Annotated in this window: 26 protein-coding genes and 1 tRNA gene; 19 read left to right on the forward strand and 8 right to left on the reverse strand. The window is 42.2% G+C overall.

The genetic code is table 11. The features are described 5' to 3' along the window. Positions 1 to 7: 7 nt before the first annotated feature. On the reverse strand, positions 8 to 622 hold the full coding sequence (locus tag OEV42_02790) for a flavin reductase family protein (protein MDH3973184.1): 615 nt from the start codon (positions 620 to 622) through the stop codon (positions 8 to 10). Positions 623 to 651: 29 nt separating this feature from the next. Continuing rightward, positions 652 to 1,554 (reverse strand): rhomboid family intramembrane serine protease, encoded by a 903-nt coding sequence (locus OEV42_02795; GenBank protein ID MDH3973185.1) that lies wholly within the window; start codon positions 1,552 to 1,554, stop codon positions 652 to 654. A gap of 547 nt (positions 1,555 to 2,101) precedes the next feature. On the opposite strand from OEV42_02795, the gene OEV42_02800 reads away from it, so the two are divergent. Both OEV42_02800 and OEV42_02805 read left to right on the forward strand, forming a co-directional pair. Further along, positions 2,102 to 2,536: a desulfoferrodoxin family protein gene (locus OEV42_02800; protein ID MDH3973186.1), complete on the forward strand. Its 435-nt coding sequence runs from the start codon at positions 2,102 to 2,104 to the stop codon at positions 2,534 to 2,536. A 163-nt stretch (positions 2,537 to 2,699) separates the two neighbouring features. Then, a complete protein-coding gene (locus tag OEV42_02805) occupies positions 2,700 to 2,891 on the forward strand; it encodes a hypothetical protein (protein ID MDH3973187.1) in 192 nt (63 codons plus the stop codon). 75 nt (positions 2,892 to 2,966) lie between these two features. On the opposite strand, the gene OEV42_02810 is transcribed toward OEV42_02805, so the two are convergent. Continuing rightward, positions 2,967 to 3,152, reverse strand: a complete 186-nt coding sequence (locus OEV42_02810; protein MDH3973188.1) for a hypothetical protein — start codon at positions 3,150 to 3,152, stop codon at positions 2,967 to 2,969. A 62-nt stretch (positions 3,153 to 3,214) separates the two neighbouring features. Between OEV42_02810 and OEV42_02815 the strand changes: the two genes are divergently transcribed. The 6 genes from OEV42_02815 (at position 3,215) to OEV42_02840 (ending at position 7,179) form a co-directional block, all read left to right on the forward strand. After that, positions 3,215 to 3,703 (forward strand): hypothetical protein, encoded by a 489-nt coding sequence (locus OEV42_02815; protein MDH3973189.1) that lies wholly within the window; start codon positions 3,215 to 3,217, stop codon positions 3,701 to 3,703. Further along, the gene (locus tag OEV42_02820) at positions 3,700 to 3,900 is read left to right on the forward strand and encodes a hypothetical protein (GenBank protein MDH3973190.1); all 201 of its coding nucleotides are present in this window, start codon (positions 3,700 to 3,702) and stop codon (positions 3,898 to 3,900) included. The genes OEV42_02815 and OEV42_02820 overlap by 4 nt, the downstream gene beginning before the upstream one ends. Then, positions 3,897 to 4,382, forward strand: coding sequence for a D-glycero-beta-D-manno-heptose 1-phosphate adenylyltransferase (gene rfaE2 / locus OEV42_02825; protein MDH3973191.1), 486 nt, complete (start codon positions 3,897 to 3,899; stop codon positions 4,380 to 4,382). Before OEV42_02820 ends, rfaE2 begins: the two co-directional genes overlap by 4 nt. A gap of 7 nt (positions 4,383 to 4,389) precedes the next feature. After that, positions 4,390 to 5,586, forward strand: a complete 1,197-nt coding sequence (gene serB, locus OEV42_02830) for a phosphoserine phosphatase SerB (GenBank protein MDH3973192.1) — start codon at positions 4,390 to 4,392, stop codon at positions 5,584 to 5,586. Positions 5,587 to 5,626: 40 nt separating this feature from the next. Next, the gene (gene trxB, locus OEV42_02835; GenBank protein MDH3973193.1) at positions 5,627 to 6,559 is read left to right on the forward strand and encodes a thioredoxin-disulfide reductase; all 933 of its coding nucleotides are present in this window, start codon (positions 5,627 to 5,629) and stop codon (positions 6,557 to 6,559) included. 158 nt (positions 6,560 to 6,717) lie between these two features. Then, the gene (locus OEV42_02840; GenBank protein ID MDH3973194.1) at positions 6,718 to 7,179 is read left to right on the forward strand and encodes a cyclic nucleotide-binding domain-containing protein; all 462 of its coding nucleotides are present in this window, start codon (positions 6,718 to 6,720) and stop codon (positions 7,177 to 7,179) included. Between the two features lie 164 nt (positions 7,180 to 7,343). On the opposite strand, the gene OEV42_02845 is transcribed toward OEV42_02840, so the two are convergent. From OEV42_02845 to menA, 4 genes are read right to left on the reverse strand one after another with little or no spacing between them, the layout of a single operon-like run. Further along, positions 7,344 to 7,577: a hypothetical protein gene (locus OEV42_02845; GenBank protein MDH3973195.1), complete on the reverse strand. Its 234-nt coding sequence runs from the start codon at positions 7,575 to 7,577 to the stop codon at positions 7,344 to 7,346. Between the two features lie 2 nt (positions 7,578 to 7,579). Continuing rightward, a complete protein-coding gene (locus OEV42_02850) occupies positions 7,580 to 8,170 on the reverse strand; it encodes a tetratricopeptide repeat protein (GenBank protein MDH3973196.1) in 591 nt (196 codons plus the stop codon). Position 8,171: 1 nt separating this feature from the next. Next, positions 8,172 to 8,663, reverse strand: a complete 492-nt coding sequence (folK, locus tag OEV42_02855) for a 2-amino-4-hydroxy-6-hydroxymethyldihydropteridine diphosphokinase (protein ID MDH3973197.1) — start codon at positions 8,661 to 8,663, stop codon at positions 8,172 to 8,174. Between the two features lie 52 nt (positions 8,664 to 8,715). Then, positions 8,716 to 9,651 carry a 1,4-dihydroxy-2-naphthoate octaprenyltransferase gene (gene menA / locus OEV42_02860; GenBank protein MDH3973198.1) on the reverse strand — a complete coding sequence of 312 codons (936 nt, stop codon included), beginning with the start codon at positions 9,649 to 9,651 and terminating at the stop codon, positions 8,716 to 8,718. A 20-nt stretch (positions 9,652 to 9,671) separates the two neighbouring features. Between menA and OEV42_02865 the strand changes: the two genes are divergently transcribed. The 5 genes from OEV42_02865 (at position 9,672) to OEV42_02885 (ending at position 14,404) form a co-directional block, all read left to right on the forward strand. Beyond that, positions 9,672 to 9,748: transfer RNA gene (locus OEV42_02865), tRNA-Pro, on the forward strand. 325 nt (positions 9,749 to 10,073) lie between these two features. Then, positions 10,074 to 10,907, forward strand: a complete 834-nt coding sequence (locus tag OEV42_02870; protein ID MDH3973199.1) for an alpha/beta hydrolase — start codon at positions 10,074 to 10,076, stop codon at positions 10,905 to 10,907. 75 nt (positions 10,908 to 10,982) lie between these two features. Then, positions 10,983 to 11,348, forward strand: coding sequence for a response regulator (locus tag OEV42_02875; GenBank protein MDH3973200.1), 366 nt, complete (start codon positions 10,983 to 10,985; stop codon positions 11,346 to 11,348). A 7-nt stretch (positions 11,349 to 11,355) separates the two neighbouring features. After that, the gene (locus OEV42_02880) at positions 11,356 to 11,961 is read left to right on the forward strand and encodes a chemotaxis protein CheC (GenBank protein ID MDH3973201.1); all 606 of its coding nucleotides are present in this window, start codon (positions 11,356 to 11,358) and stop codon (positions 11,959 to 11,961) included. Between the two features lie 19 nt (positions 11,962 to 11,980). Further along, a complete protein-coding gene (locus OEV42_02885; protein MDH3973202.1) occupies positions 11,981 to 14,404 on the forward strand; it encodes a PAS domain S-box protein in 2,424 nt (807 codons plus the stop codon). A gap of 5 nt (positions 14,405 to 14,409) precedes the next feature. On the opposite strand, the gene OEV42_02890 is transcribed toward OEV42_02885, so the two are convergent. Continuing rightward, entirely contained in the window at positions 14,410 to 16,113 is a 1,704-nt protein-coding gene (locus tag OEV42_02890; protein ID MDH3973203.1) for a glutamine--tRNA ligase/YqeY domain fusion protein, read from the reverse strand. A 275-nt stretch (positions 16,114 to 16,388) separates the two neighbouring features. Between OEV42_02890 and OEV42_02895 the strand changes: the two genes are divergently transcribed. The 6 genes from OEV42_02895 to OEV42_02920 all read left to right on the forward strand — a co-directional run bounded on the left by OEV42_02895 (position 16,389) and on the right by OEV42_02920 (position 22,303). Then, complete coding sequence (locus tag OEV42_02895) at positions 16,389 to 17,621, forward strand: AAA family ATPase (protein ID MDH3973204.1); 1,233 nt, start codon at positions 16,389 to 16,391, stop codon at positions 17,619 to 17,621. A 268-nt stretch (positions 17,622 to 17,889) separates the two neighbouring features. Further along, the gene (locus OEV42_02900) at positions 17,890 to 18,387 is read left to right on the forward strand and encodes an ORF6N domain-containing protein (GenBank protein MDH3973205.1); all 498 of its coding nucleotides are present in this window, start codon (positions 17,890 to 17,892) and stop codon (positions 18,385 to 18,387) included. Between the two features lie 568 nt (positions 18,388 to 18,955). Continuing rightward, positions 18,956 to 19,687, forward strand: coding sequence for a response regulator (locus tag OEV42_02905; GenBank protein ID MDH3973206.1), 732 nt, complete (start codon positions 18,956 to 18,958; stop codon positions 19,685 to 19,687). Positions 19,688 to 19,778: 91 nt separating this feature from the next. Further along, positions 19,779 to 20,426 carry a hypothetical protein gene (locus OEV42_02910; GenBank protein MDH3973207.1) on the forward strand — a complete coding sequence of 216 codons (648 nt, stop codon included), beginning with the start codon at positions 19,779 to 19,781 and terminating at the stop codon, positions 20,424 to 20,426. 82 nt (positions 20,427 to 20,508) lie between these two features. Next, positions 20,509 to 21,144: an Eco29kI family restriction endonuclease gene (locus OEV42_02915; protein MDH3973208.1), complete on the forward strand. Its 636-nt coding sequence runs from the start codon at positions 20,509 to 20,511 to the stop codon at positions 21,142 to 21,144. 7 nt (positions 21,145 to 21,151) lie between these two features. Continuing rightward, positions 21,152 to 22,303, forward strand: a complete 1,152-nt coding sequence (locus OEV42_02920; GenBank protein ID MDH3973209.1) for a DNA cytosine methyltransferase — start codon at positions 21,152 to 21,154, stop codon at positions 22,301 to 22,303. Positions 22,304 to 22,690 lie beyond the last annotated feature (387 nt).

The raw sequence follows: 22,690 nt of genomic DNA on the forward strand, positions 1-22,690 counted from the left end.
ACCTTTTTTATTTTGGCCTTGAAATTTTAAAGATTTCACCCAGTGAGGCGTACTCATCAGCGCCGAGCCTTGAAAGCGGATCAAGTTTTTTAAGGTCTGTTTTTAATCTTCCCTTTTTATCGGTAGAGACAATTTTTTCATCTATGTAGAGGGACTTGATCTTTCCAAAAATGAGGGCCTGTTTTTTGGGGCCTATCTCTTTTACTTCATACAACTCACAGGCATAGGCAACAGGGCACCCGGCTATTCTGGGTAAACTAAAATGGCCGAAAGCAGTGGTCTCAAGTCCCAGTTTTTCAACTTCAGATACCTCTGCCGGCAGAGTTGCCGAGCTTTCATTGACTGCCTCCATGGAAATGGTCCCCGGTATGTGGACGATAAACTCGCCTGTACGAAGTATGTTTGCTCTTGTGTCTTTTGGCGTGCCGTCAGGTTTTTTCCCGACGGAAAAAAGGATAAGAGGGGGATCACTGCAAATGGCGGTAAAGTAGGAAAAAGGGGCAATGTTATAGCCGCCCACCTCGTTTTTCGTCAAAATCCAGGCAATAGGTCTCGGTACCAGTGTTTGGGTCATATTGAAATAGATCTCACCGGCATTTTGCTCGTCAAAGTTAATTTCCATAAGCTTATTTTCTTTCTCCCTTCATTTCTTTACGAAAGTTGGGGGTTTAAAGCAAGAGACCAGGAGAGGGCTATAATAAATAAAGCTAAAGCGCCACTTATCGTTTGCCATGTTCCACTCTCTGTATACTTCATACCCCATAGACCAAAGAGGGCCCCGGTGATAGAACCAGCCAGGAAACCTGTTACATGGGACAGGACATCAATTTTGGGTCCCGGTCCCCCCAGAAAGGCGAGAAGCATAATCCCCCCCACAATGGGTGACCACCGCCTGATTTTATTTTGCGACAGCCCGCGCCAGAAAACACAGGTATAAGCCGCCTGAATGCCGAGGGCTGCAAATACTGCAGTCGATGCGCCGATGGAAGTATGTGACGGTGTCTGCAAAGAGGCACTTAGAATATTACCTGCGGCACCGGCCATAAGAATGCTGAACCATGCAACGCCGGAACCCAGGGCCTGGCAGGCAAAGAGCCCGAACAGGCTTCCGAAAGCAATATTTCCTGTGAGATGAACAATGTCTGCATGCAATGTGAGAGCCGTCACTGCCCTCCACCACTGGCCCTGCCATATGAGTCCCGCATTTGCGCTCCCTGCTTCAAGCAGCGTCCGGCTGGAGTCGTTACCTTTTATGAGCCCGTCAACAAGGATAAGCAGGGTTACGTATAAAAGGGTGCCGTCAAGTCCTCTTGAAAGAGGGGGGACGCGTGGTTTGCTTTTTGATATGTCCTCGTTTTCATGGGCATATAAGACGAGTTGCTCCCTTGCCTCAAACTCATCTTCAGGTCTTACAATAAGAAGAAATTCGCCATCAAAAAAGAGTACCTGTGAGTCAATCCCGACGGCTTCAAGGACCATGGCCGCTTCCTCACAACACTTTTTGTCTGATGTCCTGCATGCAATACCTGAAGTGACTTGCCGTTGAGCACTCATTTAATGTTATTACCTGTCATAAATGGAAAGAATATAATTCATGTATCGCTTTTGGCGTCCGAGGTTTTGATAATGACTATATTACAGATATGGTCATGAATCAACAATAGCGATGGAAATATACCCTTCATTTTATCCTGGAAAGCTGAAAAAAAGGCTGATATCAAAGAGCTTGCGAAACTTTCAACAAAATCTGTGGATAAGTTGTGACCTTTATTATTCTTCACCGGGAAAAAAGTCAATATTTTAAAGGGGATAAACAGATTGCCTGTTTTTTGTGCATTTCTTTGCCTGTAAATTTATTCTTATAATACAGCAGGTTATAGTTTTGCTTTATGTGGCTAAAGTGAAGGGATGAAGCTTTTTGAAGGTCCCGGCCTCATAGAAAGAACGTTATCCACAGGACGGCTATTTTACTGTTGATAAAGAGCTTAACGTTGCCCTTTATCGTCTTTTTTTCAGGTGGTCCTTACCGTATTCCCGTCTGTACTCTTGCAAAAACTTTTTTTTCGACTAGTCTTAAAAATAAAAACTGAAGGAGGATAATATGACTATATTTATATGCAAGGTCTGCGGTCATGTAGAGTTTGGCTCTGTACCGGATAATTGCCCTGTTTGCCATGTGCCTAAAGAGAATTTCTCACAAAATGATAAGCTCTTTGATGAGGCCGCTGAAAAAAACAGGGAGGGTGCGCCAAAGCACACCCCTTTCATTGTTGTAAAAAAAGATTGCGGACTCATTCCCCATGCCGGCTGTATTGATATTCACGTGAAGATTGGAGAAGTCCTTCATCCCATGGAGGATGGCCATCATATTATGTTTATTGACTGTTACCTCGATGACAACTATGTGGGCAGGGCAAGCCTCACCCCTTCCCTTAACGGTGCTGCCGCCTTTCATTTGAAAGCAAGTGGTTCAAAGGTTCGCATCGTTGAACTATGCAACCTTCACGGCCACTGGCAGGCTGAAGCTGCTATCTGATTACTATTATTTCATCTTCGGCAGTCTGAATTTTTTTCCCGGCAATGAAGTGTTCATTTTGTTTTTTCTACTTAAAACCGGTCATGGGATAGAGACAACAATTTAAAATCCTTTTTCTCCATGCTATAATTTCACCCAAAAATTATCAAAAAGGATGAAATTCATGGACTGCTGTTCAAGTAAGAATGAAAAAAAAGGTGAAGAGGAAAGTGAACTTGTAGAATGTGAAATGTGCCGGATAAAAACGGCAAAATCAGTTGCTGCCGTTATGTACCTGAAAGGGGAAGCATTCTATTTTTGTTCCCACGAATGCCAGGACAGATGGGAAGTAAAGCACCCTCATGACCTCTGGTAGAATTTCTTAACTTTCCATAAGGGACTTTAGGACGCTTCATTATGCTTGTAAAAGAGGTAATGACTGTTGGTGTAATTAGCGTTGCTTTCCGGCCATTGGAGCAGGTATCTTTACGACCATAGCCGCTGTGACGGCAATCCATGAAATATTCGGTTCTGCCGCATTGCGCTGTGCGCTTGTAAAGGCAGGAGATATAAGGCTTTGATCCTCTTTTTCACAGCCCCTGTCCCTGCCTTTTTCAAATGGAAAATTCTTTGACATTTAATACTTTATTGATATACTGAATTTTTATTTTACTTAACCTTTAAATCGTAGCTGTTGCCATGGCCAAGTCAAACAACGAGGTAAGCCGCGAAATATTGTCCTACCTTGATGAAAAGCATCCCCGGGCGGTGAAGTTCGTTGAAATGGTAGACACCCTTGAAATCGACGAAAAGGTCCTTTTCAAGAATCTTTTTTTTCTTGAAGAAAATAACCTGGTTCAACTCATGTCCAGTTACCCTGCGGGGGCAACCTATCCGACGATACATATGGTCAAGATCAAAGATGAAGGCGTGGCCCTTACCGGAGATGAAGAAAAGCTCAGCAGCATGTTTCCTCTTAAAGGATTTTCATCGAGGCTCGATCTTTACAAAATCAATAATCTTACTATGGGCGACGTTATCCAGACCCTTACCCTGATGGTGGAAAAGGATGAAATAGTCATTAATGGTGACAAGAAACAAGTAATGGGCGAAATTAAGAACCTCATATCTGTTTCAACTCTGACCAGGCTTACTCTGGGTAAAATATTTGAGCATTATGAATCATGAAGCTTACCGGTGACGAAAAAGGAATCGAAGTGCTGAAAGAAATGCACTCCTCCAACAGTGACTACCTGAAATTTCTTTTGCAGGAAGCAAAGACCGTATTCGGTAATATGGTCGATTTTAAAAGCAGTGATGGAAAGGAATCTTACCGGCTCCATTTTAATCCAACCTCCGGTGAATTCAAGGTTGAAAAACTTTGAAAAGCAAATTTAAAGTAATCCACGAACTAAAAGAGACATTAGGGGCAATTCGGAAGACAGGCGGTAAAATTGTTTTTACCAACGGCTGTTTCGATATTCTTCACGTGGGACATGTAAGGTATCTCAGGGAAGCTAAAGCGCTCGGCGACTATCTTGTTATTGCGCTTAATAGTGACAGTTCGGTGAGAGGGCTCAAGGGAAGCAAAAGACCCATTGTGACCCAGACGGAAAGGGCAGAGGTGCTTGCATCACTGGAATCCGTTGATTTTGTAACCATATTTGACGAGTCCGATCCCTATCATGTAATTAATGAACTTAAACCCGACTTTCTCGTTAAAGGGGGCGACTGGGGTGAGGGAGAAATCATCGGGAGTGATATCGTTAAAGACAATGGCGGGCAAGTTTTACGAATCCCTTTCGTTGAAGGATCATCTTCAACCAATATTGTTGAAAAGATTATAGAAAGGTACTGCGGCGCGTAAAAGAGGAATGAGCAGAGACAATATGGCGGTGCTCATCACCGCAAAAGGAGAGGATGCTCCCGGTATAACGGCAACCCTTACAAAGATAATTGCAGATGCAGGCACTGAGATTTTAGATATAGAACAGGTGGTTATACACAATATACTTACTCTCTCCATTCTTATCGATGTAAAAGAGGAGGAAAAGAAGCCACTCCTCAAAGACCTTCTATACAAGGCGCAGGAGATGAACATCAGTCTCGACTTCAGGCTTGTGAGCGAAAAGGATTCCATCGTTAATCCTCCCGCTGAACACCAATGCGTAATTACCTGTCTCGGCGATTATATTACTTCGGAAGTGATGGCTACCGTTACGGCTGAACTTTTTGAAAAAGGTTTTAATATTGAAAAAATAGGTAAACTGGCCAGGGGAAATCTGCACTGCCTCGAGATTACGGTAAGCTCTGACCATCCGATTCATATAAAGGAACTAACAGCATTTTTTCTTGATATCAGCCATGAAACGGGTGTTGATATAGCCGTCCAAAAAGAGAGCATATACCGGCGTTCCAAGCGCCTCGTTGTTATGGATATGGATTCGACTCTCATCCAGGTGGAAGTTATCGATGAACTGGCGACGCATGCCGGGGTGGGAGATAAGGTTAAGGAAATTACGGAAAGGGCCATGAATGGCGAGATTGATTTTAATGAATCTCTAAGAGAAAGAGTTGCCTTGCTGGCAGGCCTTGCCGATGATGCCCTGGAAAAAGTTTATCAGTCTCTTCCTCTTACGCCGGGCGCTGAAAACCTTATCAGGGTACTTAAAAAACTGGGCTACAAGACGGCGGTTATAAGCGGTGGCTTCGATTTTTTTACAAGCAGGCTCAAAGAGGCTCTTGGCCTTGACTACGCCTTTTCAAACAGCCTGGAAATTGAAAATGGGAAACTGACGGGCAAGGTGTTGGGAGAAATTGTTGACGGCCTGAGAAAAGCGGAAATTTTAGAGGAAATTGCTTCTGCTGAAGCTGTTTCCCTGGACCAGGTCATCGCCATAGGGGATGGCGCAAATGACCTGCCCATGCTCGGTAAGGCCGGTCTCGGTATTGCCTTTAACGCCAAAAAGACGGTAAGAGAAGCGGCAAACTACAGTATTTCACAAAAAAGCCTCGATTCAATACTCTATCTTCTCGGTATAAAAGAGAATGAAATGTTGGAAGTATCATAATGAGGCATTACATTAAAAATAGATGAGGAGGATTTATTAAATGTCTGACAACAACTATGATTTTGTAACCATAGGGGGAGGTCCTGCCGGACTGACGGCAGCTATTTATGCCGGGAGAGGCATGCTCAAAACGCTTGTCATTGAAAAGCTGATGGTGGGAGGCCAGGCAACGATTACCCATATGATCGACAACTATCCGGGGTTTCCCGAAGGGGTGACGGGGCCCGACCTGATGGAGAAGTTTGAACTGCAGGCAAAGCGTTTCGGTGCGGAATTCAAATTTTCCACAGTAGATGAAATAAAAATGGATGGAAATATGAAAGTGCTCAAGCTCGGCAATGAAGAGATCAGGGCCAAGACGGTACTGATATGTACCGGCGCCGAGCCGCGGAGACTTAATGTCCCCGGTGAAACAAAGCTCACCGGCAAAGGCGTTTCCTATTGTGCAACCTGTGACGGCGCATTCTTCAGGGACGCTGTTGTGGCTGTTGTGGGCGGAGGGGATTCTGCCGTAAAAGAGGCCATTTATCTTACTAAATTTGCCAGCAAGGTATACGTTATTCACAGGAGAGATGAATTAAGGGCCGAAAAGATTACGGCAGAGCAGGCCTTTGCCAATGAAAAGATCGACTTTGTCTGGGATTCTGTTGTAGAAGAGGTGAAAGGTGATCATGCCGTAAAGTCACTTCAAATAAAAAATGTAAAAGACGGTTCAGCAAGCGAACTTGAAGTGGAAGGCGCCTTCATTTATGTGGGAATGATTCCCAATACAGACTTTTTGAATGGATTTGTCGAACTTGATGACGGCGGTTATATTATCGCCGATCATGATACTCATACCAAGGTTACGGGCGTCTTTGCCGCAGGCGATGTGAGGCGTAAACTTTCAAGACAGGTGGCAACTGCAGTAGGTGATGGCGCCACGGCGGCCATGGCTGCAGAAGAGTGTATATCAGGCCACTGTTTTGAATAAAGTGTACCTCTAAAAATGCACTTTTCCCGCCATAACGGCGTCAGTTCTGTGCTCGAATCCTAATTTATTTCGTATACGCTGCGGTTCTGAGCGCAGAGCTGCCTTGTTCTCATAAAAAAATCACTATTTTTAGAGATACCCTAAAATGGAGGAAGGGGATGGATGGAGACGTTTTGAAAAAGATCAGTTTTTTCGATACCTTGACTGCTGATGAGCTAAATGAGGTGCTCGCCCTTACAAAACAGGAAGACTTCAAAGGCGGAGACAAAATCTTTAGTGAAGGCGATAAAGGTGACAAGCTCTACATTATTATTGCCGGTGCCATAAGGATCAGCAAAAGTATTCCCGGTATGGGAGAAGAGGCGCTCAGCATTCTTAGAACGGGTGACTATTTTGGAGAAATGGCATTAATCGAAGATATTACCCGAACAGCTGATGCAACGGCCCATGAAGGCTCTTCACTTATCAGCATTTCAAAAGAAGATCTCCAGTCTCTTATGGAGAAGAACCGTGAAATGGGTTATAAAATTCTCACAAAATTTGTGGGAACTCTCTCACGGCGTTTGAGGGAGACTAATGATAAACTGCGTTCCTTCTTTGCCATGTCGGGAGGGTTTTGATTTTTTGGATTGAGAAAGCTATTTTAACGGCAGAGATCACAGAGTACACAGAGAAAAAATATTGATTTTATTTTTCACACCTTGCTCTGTCTTTCTTTTGTTTTTTCTTTGTGTTCTCTGTGTCCTTTGTGGTTAATTATGACTCATTATATTTCCCTGATCTATCAGCTGCCCTCCTTATATTTCTTCCAGCAATCGGTACTGCAAAAGTAGTGCTTTTCTCCCCTCACTTTTTTAACGATGGCCGTACTTTTGGGGACATAAGTACCGCAGCAGGGATCGGCCACCATCTCTTCTCCTTCCTTCCCCTTTGCATTCCCGATTTCACGAGGTGTGAAAAGGGACTTGAGGAATTTTAAGGTAAAGTAGAAAATGAGGAGATATATAATAATTCGCATGATTACGTCTTTCTCTCTCTCGCTTCTTTCAGCATGTCTTTTAAAAGCTTTATGTTATTTTTCAGTTCCTCGGCAAGGACAAAGTAGGGATCAATTCGCAGTAATTCTTCCCAGACAGTGATGGCTTCTTCCATTTTTTTCTTGTCCCATAAAAGAACGACACCCATATTATATCTCGATATGGAATGGCGTGGATCTATGGCAAGGCTTTTCCTGTACTCTTCCAGCGCTTTGTCCGGCTGGCCGATTCTGCGGTAAGCTGTTCCCAGGTCCGTTCTGACGGCCACATTGTCGGGATAGATTTCCAGGGCTTTCCTGTAAACCTTGATGGCTTCCATGTCGTGACCGATATCGAAATAGGCGTTGCCGAGAGAGATGAGGAGTATTACGTTGTCGGGTTCTTTTTTGAGAAGTTCCTTGAAATTGCGGATTGCTTCCTCATAGTCTGATACTGTTCGTTCAGACTTCATGGGATCGGTTTTTGCCACTTCTTCACTGATCTTGAGCTTTCCCTTCTCCTCGCAGGCCGTCAGGGTAATAATGAGAAGAAAGATTGGGAAAAAGCATTTTACTTTTGCATGATTTTTATTCATCTCAGACCGTAATCCTCTTTACACTTTCTTTACGGGGAACTTCTTTTGCCATTTGAGCGACGCTTGTTTTTTTTAGGGGATGTATAAATTCACTCCCTATCTCAGCAAGGGGAAGAAGCACAAAAGCCCTGTCCTCCATGGCGGGATGGGGTACCTTAAGTCCCGGCCCGGAGATAATTTCGTCATCAAAAAAAAGAATATCGATATCGATCAGTCTCGGTCCCCATTTGAATGTCCTGACCCTTCCCAGTGATTTTTCAATCGCTTTGATATGAGAAAGCAGACCGGGGGCATTCATGGCTGTAATGATCTTAACGGCCATATTAATAAAAGGCGCCTGGTCTTCATAACCAATGGGGGCGGTTTCATAAAGAGATGATTGCGAGACAAGTTTCGTTTCTTTTATTTTACCCAGTATTTCAATTGCCTTGAGGCAGTTTCCTGCCCGGTCTCCCATATTTGACCCTAGTGAAAGGTATCCTTCGTGTTGCATATCAAATCATAAATAACAGAGGAGACAACTTTAGTCAATTAAAATGGGAAACTCAGATGATGACTGCCAGGATCATGGCAATGGACAGAAGGGTCTGGGACAGGATGGTAAGGGCCATGGCGGGAATAAGTTTTTCAGGGTTTTTATCGTTTTTTGCCAGTATTTTTGCTGCCCCTGGCAAGGGAATAAGAAAGGCGAGCCCCCAAAGACTTGCCATAGGAAGGAAGGAAGCCAGAGATGCAAAAACAAGAGTGCCCGCAGCAGCCATTAGGAGCATAAAATAAAAAAGCCGTCCTTTTTCTCTTCCTATCCTGACAAGAAGATTTCTCTTGCCCGACTTTCTATCACTTTCAAAATCAGGAAACTGGTTGATCCAGAGAATTGCCGTCGTCATGAGTCCCGGTGGAAGGGAGGCAAAAAGAGATGTCGTTGAAAAAGCACCGCTCATAATGTAGCAGGGCGCAATGACGGAAAGGGGGCCACAGGCTAAAAAAACGGCCAATTCGCCAAGACCTCTTGAAGACAGGCTAAATGGCGGTGCGCTGTACGCATAGCCGAGAAAAATACCGCCAAGGCCAAGAAGTAATACGATAAAAGGATTGGCAGGGCTCAGCGTGAGTATGACAAGTCCTGAGGTAAATGCAAAAAAAATAAGTACAGTCGATAATCTCGATACCTCTTCAGTGGTGAGCAGTCCATCAACAATAAGACCGCTGCCACCGCTAAATGGTGTTCGTGGCGTTTCCTTATTGTCACAGCCTTTGATATAATCGAAATAGTCATTGAGTGTATTGGTTGCAAGATTAATAAGCGCTCCGCAGGTAATAATGAGCGCAAAGAGAAGCATGCTTCCTTCTTTTTCTTTTAGTGCAAGCAATCCGCCGAGGATCATGGGAAGTGTTGTTGCCGAAAGAAAGGGTGCTCTCAATGCCTTCAGGTAAAGAGAGGGTTTCCATATTTTTTCTTGACTTGATTCAACGCAGCTCATAGAATTCTCACATATTTTTTCGGGGTATAGCTCAGCCTGGTAGAGCACTGCGTTCGGGACGCAGGGGCCGGAGGTTCAAATCCTCTTACCCCGACCACTTTCCATTTTCAACTACCCTGTGCCTCACATTTTTTTAACAAGAGCAAAGACTTTCACTGGCGCTATTGTACAGATTGTTTAAGTTTCTATAAAGAAGAAATAAGGCAGGGCAAACTAATTGTTTAAAAAGGCCTGCCATTTATAGTGCTGCGCTTTTTCATGAAATCCTTTCAATCTATATTTGGCCTCATTTTTTTAAATGATCCATCAAAAAAATGACAGCCTGGCGGCATCAAAATCTATGGCTTAGCTCATATTTTATGATCGCTTTGTTTTGCCTCATTTCCAGACTATAATTAAATAGAGGAGAGCAGCTGTTATATATGAACCAGTGTAGTTATGCAGAAATAGATGGCCACAAAATAGCCTATCACAGAACCGGTAAAGGGGAGCCTATGCTCCTTATCCATGGTATGACAACGTGGTCCTTTATCTGGGACAATCTTCTTCCACATTTAGCAGAAAATTTTGATGTCACGTCAATTGATCTCCTTGGCTGCGGTGATTCGGATAAGCCGGAAGACGCCGATTATTCTATCTCCGCACAGGCTGAAATCATAGGAAAAGTCATGGGTAAGTTGGGTTTTGAGAAGGTTCATTTGGTCTGCCATGATATTGGTGGAGGTATTGGGCAGATATTTTCCGTCAGGTATGCAAAGAGGCTTTATGATCTTGTACTTATCAATACCGTTGCCTATGATTTCTGGCCTGTCCAGCCCATAGTCAGCATGAGGACGCCCATTATCAGGCAGCTGGCGATGGCCCTTCTTGATCTCGGTTTTTTTAAGCTCCTTGTGAAGCGGGGAGTCTATCATAAAGAGCGTGTTACAGATGAAATAATGGATCTTTTTTATCAGCCATTGAGAAAGGAGAGGGGCAAGAGGGCTTTTCTGCAGCTTGCAAAGAGCCTTAATAATATGCAGCTCCTGTCAATATCAGAAGGCCTGAAAGCGCTGCAGCTCCCGGTGCTGATTATAAGGGGAAAAACTGATATTTACCTTAACGCCGAAATCAGTGAAAAGCTGAAGAGGGCAATAAAAAATTCACAACTGGAAATTGTTGAGACCGGTGGTCACTTCATACAGCTCGATGAACCTCAGCTTCTGGTCGATTTAATCAAAAAATTTATTTATCATAAAAACGCTCAAATAAAGTAAATTAAATTAAATAGAAAGTATGTTAGAATATTTCTAATAATTTTTTAAGCGTACGGTTTTTTGATGGAGGCTTCTATGGCTGCAATTCTTGTTGTTGATGATTCATCATTCGCTCGTAAGGCAACAATGAAGATCGTATCACTCCTGGGTTATGACACGCTTGCCGCAGACGGTGGGGAGGAGTGCCTTAAAATGGCAAGAGATTATTCACCGTCATGTATTTTACTTGACTTGCTCATGCCCGGCATGTCGGGAGTTGAAATACTGAAAAAGCTTCAACAGGATCATGGGGACATACCTGTTATTATCCAGACGGCAGATATTCAGGAGAGTGTCCGCAAGGAATGCCTCAAACTGGGCGCCAGGGCCTTCCTCAACAAACCTCCTCGCAGTGATGAACTGGCGCAAGCTATCGAAAAAGCTTTGGCTAAGGACAACTGACAATCAGATGGAGCTTAATGATAACCGGGCAGATGCGCTTAAGGAAATTATTAACATCGGAGTAGGAAGGGCGGCCTCCACCTTAAATGAACTTCTTTCATCGCATATAGTACTCCATGTTCCTTCCGTAAATATTTACAGAGAGTCTGAATTTCTTGAAAGTATTAAATCTGATGATTCAGAAAAACTGTCAACGGTTCATCTCCATTTTCAGGGCAACCTGGCCGGCATTGCCCTTATGGCCTTTCCACCGGGTATGGCTGCCAACCTTGTTGCTGCCGTTACGGAAGATGATTTTGACCTGATCGATTTTGATTCCGTAAGAATCGCAACTTTATGCGAGATAGGAAATATCATTTTAAACGGCGTCACCGGTTCCTTCGCCAATCTGCTTGAACAGCGCCTCTATTATTCACTCCCCCAATACAGAGAAGATTGCATTGATAATATGCTTTTATCTGCCGGGAATGACCCCGATGATTTGATTGTTGTAATGCAAGCTCACTTTAGTACGGAAGAGCTCAGTATAGAGGGGGACATTATGGTCCTTTTTGAGGTAACTTCTTTTGACTCACTTTTCTCTATTGTAGATAACTTTATAGATAGCATTTAGGAGGATTTTCGCTTAAACGATGCAAGGGAAAGATTCAGAAGTAAAATTGTTTTCAGCCTTTGATTACGTCCCTTTCGGTGTTTTCATCATTGACAGCGCCTTTACTGTTCTTTTCTGGAACCGCTGCCTTGAAGAGTGGACGGGAGTAGCCCGAAGCGAAATAGAAAATAACCACATCGGTGATCATTATCCTCATTTCAATAAAAAGATTTATGCAAACCGGATTGAAGGGATATTCGAGTTTGGTCCTCCGCTAATCTTTTCTTCCCAACTCCACAGGCATTTAATCCCATCTCCAATGGAAAATGGGAATCTGCGTATACAGCAGACGACGGTAACATCCATCCCCTCCCTCGATAATAAGGAAGCCTATGCCCTTTTTGCTATCCATGACGTGACCGATGAAACCAGGCGTATTATGGATTACAGGAAGATGCGTGACAGGGCGATTACCGAAGTGGAGGAACGGAAGAAGGCTGAAGATGCGCTAAAAAAATCGGAAGAAAAGTTTTCTCTCCATGTTCAGCAAACACCGCTCGGCGTCATTCGCTGGAATACTGATTTTGTGGTTACTGCATGGAATCCTGCCGCTGAAAAGATATTCGGTTATGCAGATAAAGAAGCGATAGGGAAAGATGCAAGGCAAATAATTATACCCCTTTCTAAATCAAAAGAAGCGGGAAAGGTATGGTCGGAACTTATAGAAAACAAAGAGAGCACATTAAGAAGAAGCGAAAATGTAACAAAAGACGGGCGTACAATTTTATGCGAGTGGCACAATACGCCTCTTATTGATAATAGCGGAAAAGTCATTGCCGTAGCCTCATTTGTCCAGAATGTTACGGACCAGGTTGAAGCTGAAGAGCTAATAAAGAGAAACCATCTGGAGGAGGAGATTCTTAATTATCTTCTCTCTCTTTCCCTGGAAGATATTTCTTATAACGAACTGCTGGATCGTTGCCTTGATGAGATTCTTTCCATCCCCTTTATCCCTCTTAAATCAAGTGGAGCTATCTTTGTTGTAGAAAAGGAAGGGGAAATACTCAGAATGATCTCTCACAGAGGGCTTGGAGCCAGGTTACTGGAACTGTGTAAAGAGGACCTTCCCTTTGACCAGTGCTTATGTGGAAGGGCTATCGCTGATGAGGAGACGGTTTTTACCGATTGCAATAATGACCGCCACAATATCAGGTACGAAGAAATCAAGCCTCATGCCCATTACTGTATTCCCATCAAAAGTAAAAAAGAAGTGCTCGGTGTCATTAATCTTTACCTTGATGAAGGGGCCAAAAGGGATGAAAATGACATTGAATTTCTGGAAACAATTGCTGCAACGCTGGCAGGAATACTTGAACGGAGGAAAATAGAAGAGGCTTTACGTCAGGCAAAGGAGGTAGCCGAAGAAGCGAACAGACTGAAAGATAAGTTTGTCTCCCTTGTTTCCCATGATTTGAAAAATCCTATTTACAGGATTGCAGGCTATCTGGACCTCATTGAAGCAAGCCAGCAGATTTCAGATCAGGGGAAAGATATGATTGAAGAGGGAAAAATAGCCTGTAATGATATGACTTCTCTTATCAATGAAATCCTTAACATGAACAGAATCCGGGGTGGGATTATGCACCCCAACTATTCCTTTGTGCATGCTGATAAAATCGCTCAGCAGGCCATCAGGAATTATGCAATACTTGCCAGAGAAAAAGGGATAACACTAAAAAGCAGTCTCCCTTCAGATTTTCGCCTCTATGGAGATAAAAGGCTCATACTGGAAGTGTTTCGTAACCTCATTTCAAATGGCGTCAAGTTTTGTAACAGGGGAGACAGCATTGATATTTACATCCCTCAGGGAGAAAGTTCTGTCATAGCCGTGTCGGACACAGGCATCGGCATTGAGAAATCACGAATGGAAGCCCTCTTTAAATACGATGAAAAAAGTTCGACGCGAGGGACTTCTGATGAGGGGGGCAGCGGCCTTGGCCTACCTCTATCACATGACATAATGATAAGTCATTACGGTGATCTTACCGTATCTTCTTCCCCGGCGAATGGGACAACCTTCTATATGAACTTTCCCCACATAAAACCATCCATTATGATCGTCGATGATGATGAATCAATGAGAGACCTATTGAAGGGGAGGCTTGAAAAAATGGATGTCTCTTTTATTGAAGCGGGAAATGGTGAAGAAGCTATTCAATGTCTGGAAAGGGCACTGCCGCATCTCATCTTTATTGATACGCATATGCCGGGAATGAGCGGTCTCGAGTTGCTGGAAAGATTAAGAAATATACCGGATACTGAAAAGACGCCGGTCATCGTCGTAAGCGTTGATAAATCAATGGAAGCGATGGACGGCTTTACTCAACTCGGAGCAGATGACTTTATTGAAAAGACTTTTGATAAGGACGAGTTGAGTAGCATCGTGAGTAGATTTATCTGTTAGTTTTTTTATTTCTTTCCCACCTTGCCCCAGCTATCGCGAAGGGGAACGATACGGTTAAAAACGGGCCTCTTCTCACTCCCATCTACGTCAGCACAAAAGTATCCCTGCCGTTCAAACTGGTAGCGGCTGCCTGGTGCAGCATTGGCAAGAGAAGGCTCTACCCTGCAATTATTCAGTTTTATAAGTGACCCGGCATTAAGGTCTTCCCTGAAATCTGCTCCTCCCTTTCCTCCACCGGGATTTTCCGAAAGAAAAAGCTTGTCATAGAGACGGACTTTCGCCTCGACAGAGTGCTCTGATGATACCCAGTGGATAGTCCCCTTTACCTTGCGTCCGTCAGGTGACGAGCCGCCACGTGATTCAGGGTCATAGCTGCATCTTAGTTCGATAACTTCACCAGTTTTGTCGTCTTTTATGATTTCATTGCAGGTAATAAAGTAGGCTGATCTCAGCCTCACTTCCCTCCCGGGCCCAAGGCGGAAAAACTTTTTTGGAGGTTCTTCCATAAAGTCATCCCTTTCAATATAGATCACCTTTGAAAAGGGCACTTTCCTTTTTCCCATATCGGGGTTTGCCGGATGGATGGGAACATCCATCTCTTCAACCTGTCCATGGGGATAGTTCTCAATGATCACTTTTAGCGGATTCAAAACAGCCATGGCTCTTGGGGCAAATTCGTTCAGATTTTCCCTGACACAATGTTCGAGCATGGCCACATCAACCATACTGTTTGCCTTTGCCACACCGATCCTGTCACAAAAATCACGGATGGCTTCCGGTGGAAATCCCCGTCTTCTAAGTCCTGCCAGTGTAGGCATACGTGGATCATCCCATCCCGAAACATGGCCCTCTTCCACCAGCGTAAGTAGCTTTCTTTTGCTCATCAGGGTGTAACTCAGGTTAAGCCTTGCAAATTCTATCTGTTGCGGATGGCAATCGACTTCAAGCGCATCGAGTATCCAGTCATAGAGGGGACGATGGTCTTCAAACTCGAGAGTACAGATAGAATGGGTAATTCCCTCGATGGAGTCTTCAATGCAGTGGGCAAAGTCATACATAGGATAAATGCACCACTTATCACCTGTCTTGTGATGAGATTCATGCTGTATGCGGTAAAGAACGGGATCGCGCATATTGAGATTGGGCGAGGCCATGTCAATTTTAGCTCTCAATACATGGGCGCCGTTTTCATATTCTCCCTTTCGCATCTTTTCAAAAAGGTCGAGATTTTCCTCGACTGAACGGTTTCGGTAAGGGCTTTCAGTCCCCGCTTCGGTCAGTGTGCCGCGGCCTTCCCTCATTTCATCAGCATTGAGTGAGCAGACATAGGCTTTCCCTTTTTTAATCAGTTCTACGCCATAGTCATACATCTGCTCAAAGTAGCCTGAGGCATAAAAGAGGTTTTTACCCCAGTCAAAACCGAGCCACTTTACGTCTTCAATGATGGCATTAACGTATTCTTCCTCTTCCTTCGAAGGATTGGTATCGTCAAAGCGTAAATGGCAAGTGCCGTCATATCTCCCGGCAAGCCCGAAATTGAGGCATATCGATTTAGCATGGCCTATGTGAAGATATCCATTCGGCTCCGGTGGAAAGCGGGTAATAACCTTACCACCCTTTTCCCCCTGCTTAAGGTCTTCTTCGATGATATTTCTGATAAAGTTAGAAGGCCCTGTTTCGGTAGCGCCCTCTTGAGTCTTGTCGTTCACTAGTGCTTCTCCTGCTGTCGTTGTTGATGGCGAATGATAACATATGGCGGAAAAGGAGGCTATTTAAAAAAGATGGGAATAGAACACGGGTGACGCAGATAATAGGGATTGATAAGGATTTTAAAAAATATTAACCCGCAACTTGTAACCTGCATCCGGCAACTATCTTTAACTCCCTGTAAAAATGTTGATGGGCACACCTTTTAATTAGGATTGCAATACTAATTAAAAGGTGGTAATTTAGTATTGCAATCCATTATAGGAGGTGAGAAGCAATGCTTGACGAACTTTTCAGGCTCAGCAGGAATTTTATCAAGATAAGCAACAGGGAATATGAGAGATACTTCCTGAAAACAAGTCCCCTTGAGAACCGTTTTTCAATTATTGTAGGTCAGCGGGGTGTCGGTAAGACAACGGCCATTATTCAGTATCTTCTTTCATCCTATAGCGACATAAACACGAAAAAAGCCATATATATTCAAGCAGACCACTTTCTCACAAGAAAGTACGCCCTTTATGAAATAGCGGAACAGTTTTATCGTCTGGGTGGAGAGTTAATTTGCCTCGATGAAATACATAAATACCCTGACTGGTCTCTTGAGTTAAAAAGCATCCATGATACATTTTCCGGTCTCAAAATTATCGCTTCAGGGAGCTCTGCGCTGGAAGTCCACAAAGGGACACACGATCTGAGCAGAAGGGCCGTTGTCTATCGCATGTTCGGTATGTCCTTCAGGGAGTATATAGAACTGACACTCGGCATCGAGCTTGGCTGCTGCAACCTTGAAAAGATAGTTATAGAGCATGAGCAGATAGCAAATAAAATTATTACCACCATAGAGGAAAGGGGCTCCAGAATTCTCGCCCTTTTCAGTGATTATCTTAGTCATGGTTATTATCCCTATTTTTCCGAATATAGAGACGTAAAACTATTTCACATCACTCTCGAGCAGAATGTACACACAACGCTGGAGTCGGATTTGATCGCTATTTATCCGGCCCTGACCGGCAACAGCATAAAAAAGATAAAACAACTTGTTTCAGTCATCGCCTCATCAGTTCCCTTTACGCCTGATCTTCGAAAGCTCAAAACCACACTCCATATCGGTGATGAAAGAACACTGAAAACCTACCTTAAGTACCTTGAAGATGCGGGAATCATTCTTACTCTCTCAAAAGGGAGCAGAAGCCTTGGGGGAATGGAAAAACCTGAAAAAATATACCTCAACAATCCCAACCTGATTTATGCCCTCACAGAAAGTCTGCAACCCGAGGTAGGGAGCATAAGGGAAACCTTCTTCCTTAACATGGTAAAGACAACAAACCGGATATCGATTCCCCCCAAAGGAGATTTTCTTGTAAAGGGAAAACTCCTTTTTGAAGTGGGAGGCAAAAACAAAAGTTTCTCTCAAATAAAAAATATCGATCATTCATATCTTGCCCTTGATAATATGGAAACCGGTTTCGGAAACAAAATCCCTCTCTGGCTTTTTGGCTTTCTTTATTAATAAGAGGAAGAAATGTGAGACAGTTGTCATTTCGAAGGGTTGTGAGGAATCTTAAAATTTTTGACAGCGTCTGCATAATTAACTGAATTTAAACATGCAATCGGCAACCACCTTCCTTTTTGTTTACAAACTCCCTTGCTTAATGTATAAAAAATAAAACAAAAGCATGGGGGACTGTAAATGAGGGATGCAAAGAGATTGAAAGAAAGGAAAAGCCCGGACCGGTAATGGTTAAGGGCTTTTTTTGATCTGAAAGGAATTGATATAGATGATAGTAAGTCTTCCTGTAGAGGTTATAGAGAAAAAGATACTGTTGATCAGGGGGCAGAAAGTGATGCTCGATCGTGATCTGGCAGAATTATATGGAGTAGAAACCAGAGTTTTGAATCAGGCTGTGAGGAGGAATATAAAACGTTTCCCGGAAGATTTTATGTTTTTTCTTTCGCGTGAAGAGATCATGAACTTATCACAAACTGTGATAAGTTCTAAAATTAAACATGCTCCCAATGTAAATGTTTTTACTGAACAGGGTGTAGCCATGTTATCCAGTGTTTTAAGAAGTGACAGAGCCATTGAGGTTAATATTGCAATCATGAGAGCTTTTGTAAAGCTGAGGGAAATGCTGGCCTCAAACAAGGAGTTGTCAAAAAAGCTTGAGGAAATGGAAAAGAAATATGATGAACAGTTCAAGGTTGTTTTCGATACTATCAGGGCTTTAATGGCATCCTCTGATAAACCTAAAAGGGAGATTGGATTTAAAGGGTGAATGTCAGGTTCCGGGCCAGGGGCTTGCCCTTAATGTTGTTATTCCCGCATTGTTTAAGCGGGAATCCAGGTCAAAAGCTAATTTTAGACAGGATTTACAGGATTAACGGGATAAAAAAATAAAAAAAATTGACACTGATTTTCACTGATTGAATATGATTTTAAGAGAGATATCAAATAAAGATTCATCTATGATAATCATATCTTATCTGTGCTCATCTGTGTCGGAAGAGAATTTTAAGGTTTTAAAACCTGCAACTCGCAACCTGTAACCTGCAACATTCTTTTAAAAAAAGCCTTGTAGCGTGCGTCATGCGCACGAAAAGCACAAGATCGAAAGATTATTTTTGACAGGATTAACAGGATTGACTGGATTAAGAGCAAAATTTTTTTGACACGGATTTACACTGATTTATTATGATTTTTCAAAGGTTTATATAAAATAAAGGTTTATCAGTGATAATCATATCTTATCTGTGTTCATCTGTGTCGAAAGAGAATTTTAAGGTTTTAAAACCTGTAACTCGCAACCTGTAACCTGCAACATTCTTTTAAAAAGGGGGAATAAAATGAAACTGCTAATCGCCGAAGACCATACAGCTCTTCAAAAAACAATGGAAATGATGATGAAAGCCTGGGGCTTTGACTTCGACCTGGCGGCCAACGGGCAGGAGGCCGTCAATGAGGCAAAAAGAAACAAAGGCTTATATGACCTTTGCATTATGGATGTAGAGATGCCTATAATGGATGGCTGTGAGGCGACACGCATCATGCGGCGCGACTTAAGCTACTTCCCCATCATGGCCTATTCAGGAAATCACAACTACCGTGAAGAATGCTTTCAATCCGGCGCCGATGATTTTGTAGAAAAACCCTGTTCTCCCCACGAGCTTTTAGCTAAAATACGGGAACTGGCCGTAAAGACTTATCAATTTATATTTAATGGAAAAGATTTAATTTTAAAAAAGGAGATGCCGATGGATCAGCAGCATGCAAAGGAATTAAGGGAACTTGCAAAAAAAGACTTGTGCAAGGTGACTTTTAAAGGGGCTGACTTTACTGTAACTGTTCATAAAAATGTGCCCAATAAAATTGCTCATGATTTTATTGAGAAAAAAATAGAGGTTTCTGTGTTTCTCGATAGAAATGAGGACTTACCCGGTGAATGCCATCTCTATAAGTCAAGCAATATGACGCCCATTGTTCATTTTGATGAAGATATGTATAAAGAAAAGTTATTGAAAGAAGATGAAGATATTGAACAGTACAGAACGATGGCCTTGAAGAAAGAAGAGAAGTAGAAAGTCGGATAATACTCGAAAAAGAGTGTTATCGGGAAACTATATAATAACTTAGCGGTATAAAATTACCAACCTATATCATATGCACATTATGAAAGAACTGAAATATATTATAGAGCTTCTATATAGCCATTTTTTGCTTCGTGATTTAGCGGGCAAAGTCGTGCCTGGAGCAGTTATTCTATTCACAACCGTTATAACCTTAGATTGTTTCAGCTATATTGATTTATTCAAATCAAAGCTTCAATTCGTCGTTTGGATACTTCTACTCACTTTTTCCTGGATCATCGGATTGGCTGCACAAGCCATTGGGAGCCATATAAGGATAGTTCGTTATTCTGTGAAGTATTCGCCAACCTGCGAGTTTCACGAAGTGTTGCGAAAATTTCGGAATTCCAAGAAAGATGATAAAGATGATCAGCGTTTAGAGCGATTTATGGCAATCGGAGAAGCCTATGGAAATGGTGCAGCGGCAACTATAGTAGCATATTTACTATGGCTAGTATTATTCTATGTGATAAATAAAGATAAATGGATGTTATTTAATCTGGGCAATAATTATAACTATTATTTCCCAGAAAACATTTTAGTAATAACAATTATCGCTATAGTTAGTTTTATCTCGCTGTTACTAGGGCATAGAGAGACTATTGACCACCAAGATGAATTTATATCTACAGTTATAAATGAAGATAACTCTGAAAAAGCAGATAATAACTCACTTGAGAGGGATGCTTAAAAGCTAGCGCTTTTTCGCACCCTCAGTTTTGCGTTATAATTTTAGAGACAAAAACGAGCCAAACATTTAAAATTGACGAACTATGATTAAATTTGAAAGAGACAAACATGTATACCATTCCGATGAATTCGAAGAATTAGTAAAAGATACAATTCGATTCTTTAACGGCACGCCTGTTCATATGCTACCACCACCTGAAAAGTTTCATGGGACTGGTGTTTATGCCATTTATTACATTGGAAGATTCCCCCAATACAAAAAGCTTTACGAACAGAATCGCACTTCTTTTGACTTACCAATCTATATTGGGAAAGCTGTGCCAACAGGCTGGAGACAAGCCAGAACTATTTCTACAGAAAACAAAATAACTTTTGAGTTACATACGAGGCTTAAAGAACACTCAAGAAGTATTTTGCAGGCTTCAAATCTCGAGTGCAACGACTTTAGATGTCGATTCATGATTTTAGAAAATTATGCGAGTAGCATGATAGGAACAGTAGAAGCTGCACTAATCAGGCTATATACTCCTTTATGGAATTCATCTATTGATGGTTTTGGCAACCATGACCCGGGGAAAGGTCGATATAACCAGGCAAAGTCTGATTGGGACGTGTTGCATCCCGGAAGAAAATGGGCAGAAAAATGTAAAGGTGAACATTCAACGGATATAAAAGTTCAAGAAAATATTGCATCCTATTTTACAAATTCTAAAGAGTAACTACAGTATGTTAAATAGTATTGAAATTTTTTCAGGTGCAGGTGGCTTGGCTAAAGGGCTTGAGTTGGCAGGTGTTAATCATGAGGCCTTTGTTGAATTAAATTCTCAAGCTTGTAAAACTTTACGACAAAACTATGCAAAGAAACTTGTTTATGAAGGCAATATAGAACTATTTAATTTCCAGAACTTCAAAAACATTTCAATTATTGCTGGTGGTCCGCCATGCCAACCTTTTTCTCTTGGAGGAAATCATAAGGGCCATTTAGACAAGAGAGATATGTTTCCTTATGCAATAAAAGCAATACAACAATTAACTCCCAAGGCCTTCATCTTTGAAAATGTCAAAGGGTTGTTACGAAAGTCATTTGCATCATATTTTAACTACATCTTACTTCAGCTAACGTATCCTGAAATAATCAGGAAGCCTGAAGAAGAGTGGTTAAACCATCTTAAGAGGTTAGAAAAAAATCATACTTCAGGGGGTAAAAATTCTCTGAAGTATAACATTGTTTATAGGCTCATTAACTCAGCAGATTATGGTGTGCCACAAAAACGAGAAAGAGTTATTATCGTTGGAATAAGAAATGATTTGAATTTATCATGGAGTTTTCCTCAACCAACTCATTCAGAAGAAAGTCTACTCTGGAGCCAATTTGTTACCAAAGAATATTGGGGTAGACATAATATTAGTGACCTCAGTAGTTCATTAGTTAGCCAAAGTATTCTTCAAAAAACAAAAAAACTTAAACAACAATATAGTCTTTTTGCCCCACTTCAAAAACCTTGGCGCACAGTTCGCGACGCTATAGGGCATTTGCCTACACCCAACGCTAGAGAGTTGACAGAACACCAAGACCATATATTTAGACCCGGAGCAAAAGCGTATCCTGGACATACAGGAAGTCCCCTTGATTTACCTTCAAAAACAATCAAGGCTGGGGATCATGGTGTTCCTGGTGGTGAAAACATGATTCGTTATCCAAATGGAGAAGTCCGATACTATACGACTTTAGAAGCAAAATTAATTCAAACATTCCCTGCAAGTTACCAAATTACAGGCGTGTGGTCTGAAGCTATGAGGCAAATTGGAAATGCTGTTCCTGTAAAACTAGCAAATGTTATTTCCAGTAGTGTTGTTAAAGAGTTAACAGTTCAATAACAAAAAAATTATAACACATATATGGTCCCCGCTAGTCAAGGGATAAAAAAATCTATTAGCGAAAATCTTTGATTTTCGCTGTTTTTACGGCCTGACCTTCAAAGTGCATAATTGTTTCTGACTTCAGTTCGGTTTAGGGGTTTGCAGCCCCGTAGCGGTAGGGCGTATAAGCCTGCGCCATACGCCGAATGATTAAATAACACTGATAGAAAAGACGGATAATACTCAAAAAGGAGTGTTATCGGGAAACTCCAGAATAACTTGTTGAACTCAACCGCTTACGCGGGAAAAAGACTCCAAACCTTCCCTTCTTGAATACAGGTGATAGTCTCTCTAATTTGACTGCTTCCCTATGGGTGTTACCTTTTTCTTAAACCCTAAGAAAAA

This window comes from Deltaproteobacteria bacterium, assembly GCA_029860075.1.
GTDB lineage: Bacteria > Desulfobacterota > JADFVX01 > JADFVX01 > JADFVX01 > JAOUBX01.

What these genes read in the sequence shown, in the direction of transcription:
- OEV42_02790 (MDH3973184.1), bottom strand. Translation starts at nt 622, where the DNA reads ATGGAAATTAACTTTGACGAGCAAAATGCCGGTGAGATCTATTTCAAT.
- OEV42_02795 (MDH3973185.1), bottom strand. Translation starts at nt 1,554, where the DNA reads ATGAGTGCTCAACGGCAAGTCACTTCAGGTATTGCATGCAGGACATCA.
- OEV42_02800 (MDH3973186.1), top strand. Translation starts at nt 2,102, where the DNA reads ATGACTATATTTATATGCAAGGTCTGCGGTCATGTAGAGTTTGGCTCT.
- OEV42_02805 (MDH3973187.1), top strand. Translation starts at nt 2,700, where the DNA reads ATGGACTGCTGTTCAAGTAAGAATGAAAAAAAAGGTGAAGAGGAAAGT.
- OEV42_02810 (MDH3973188.1), bottom strand. Translation starts at nt 3,152, where the DNA reads ATGTCAAAGAATTTTCCATTTGAAAAAGGCAGGGACAGGGGCTGTGAA.
- OEV42_02815 (MDH3973189.1), top strand. Translation starts at nt 3,215, where the DNA reads ATGGCCAAGTCAAACAACGAGGTAAGCCGCGAAATATTGTCCTACCTT.
- OEV42_02820 (MDH3973190.1), top strand. Translation starts at nt 3,700, where the DNA reads ATGAAGCTTACCGGTGACGAAAAAGGAATCGAAGTGCTGAAAGAAATG.
- serB (MDH3973192.1), top strand. Translation starts at nt 4,390, where the DNA reads ATGAGCAGAGACAATATGGCGGTGCTCATCACCGCAAAAGGAGAGGAT.
- trxB (MDH3973193.1), top strand. Translation starts at nt 5,627, where the DNA reads ATGTCTGACAACAACTATGATTTTGTAACCATAGGGGGAGGTCCTGCC.
- OEV42_02840 (MDH3973194.1), top strand. Translation starts at nt 6,718, where the DNA reads ATGGATGGAGACGTTTTGAAAAAGATCAGTTTTTTCGATACCTTGACT.
- OEV42_02845 (MDH3973195.1), bottom strand. Translation starts at nt 7,577, where the DNA reads ATGCGAATTATTATATATCTCCTCATTTTCTACTTTACCTTAAAATTC.
- OEV42_02850 (MDH3973196.1), bottom strand. Translation starts at nt 8,170, where the DNA reads ATGAATAAAAATCATGCAAAAGTAAAATGCTTTTTCCCAATCTTTCTT.
- folK (MDH3973197.1), bottom strand. Translation starts at nt 8,663, where the DNA reads ATGCAACACGAAGGATACCTTTCACTAGGGTCAAATATGGGAGACCGG.
- menA (MDH3973198.1), bottom strand. Translation starts at nt 9,651, where the DNA reads ATGAGCTGCGTTGAATCAAGTCAAGAAAAAATATGGAAACCCTCTCTT.
- OEV42_02870 (MDH3973199.1), top strand. Translation starts at nt 10,074, where the DNA reads ATGAACCAGTGTAGTTATGCAGAAATAGATGGCCACAAAATAGCCTAT.
- OEV42_02875 (MDH3973200.1), top strand. Translation starts at nt 10,983, where the DNA reads ATGGCTGCAATTCTTGTTGTTGATGATTCATCATTCGCTCGTAAGGCA.
- OEV42_02880 (MDH3973201.1), top strand. Translation starts at nt 11,356, where the DNA reads ATGGAGCTTAATGATAACCGGGCAGATGCGCTTAAGGAAATTATTAAC.
- OEV42_02885 (MDH3973202.1), top strand. Translation starts at nt 11,981, where the DNA reads ATGCAAGGGAAAGATTCAGAAGTAAAATTGTTTTCAGCCTTTGATTAC.
- OEV42_02895 (MDH3973204.1), top strand. Translation starts at nt 16,389, where the DNA reads ATGCTTGACGAACTTTTCAGGCTCAGCAGGAATTTTATCAAGATAAGC.
- OEV42_02900 (MDH3973205.1), top strand. Translation starts at nt 17,890, where the DNA reads ATGATAGTAAGTCTTCCTGTAGAGGTTATAGAGAAAAAGATACTGTTG.
- OEV42_02905 (MDH3973206.1), top strand. Translation starts at nt 18,956, where the DNA reads ATGAAACTGCTAATCGCCGAAGACCATACAGCTCTTCAAAAAACAATG.
- OEV42_02910 (MDH3973207.1), top strand. Translation starts at nt 19,779, where the DNA reads ATGAAAGAACTGAAATATATTATAGAGCTTCTATATAGCCATTTTTTG.
- OEV42_02915 (MDH3973208.1), top strand. Translation starts at nt 20,509, where the DNA reads ATGATTAAATTTGAAAGAGACAAACATGTATACCATTCCGATGAATTC.
- OEV42_02920 (MDH3973209.1), top strand. Translation starts at nt 21,152, where the DNA reads ATGTTAAATAGTATTGAAATTTTTTCAGGTGCAGGTGGCTTGGCTAAA.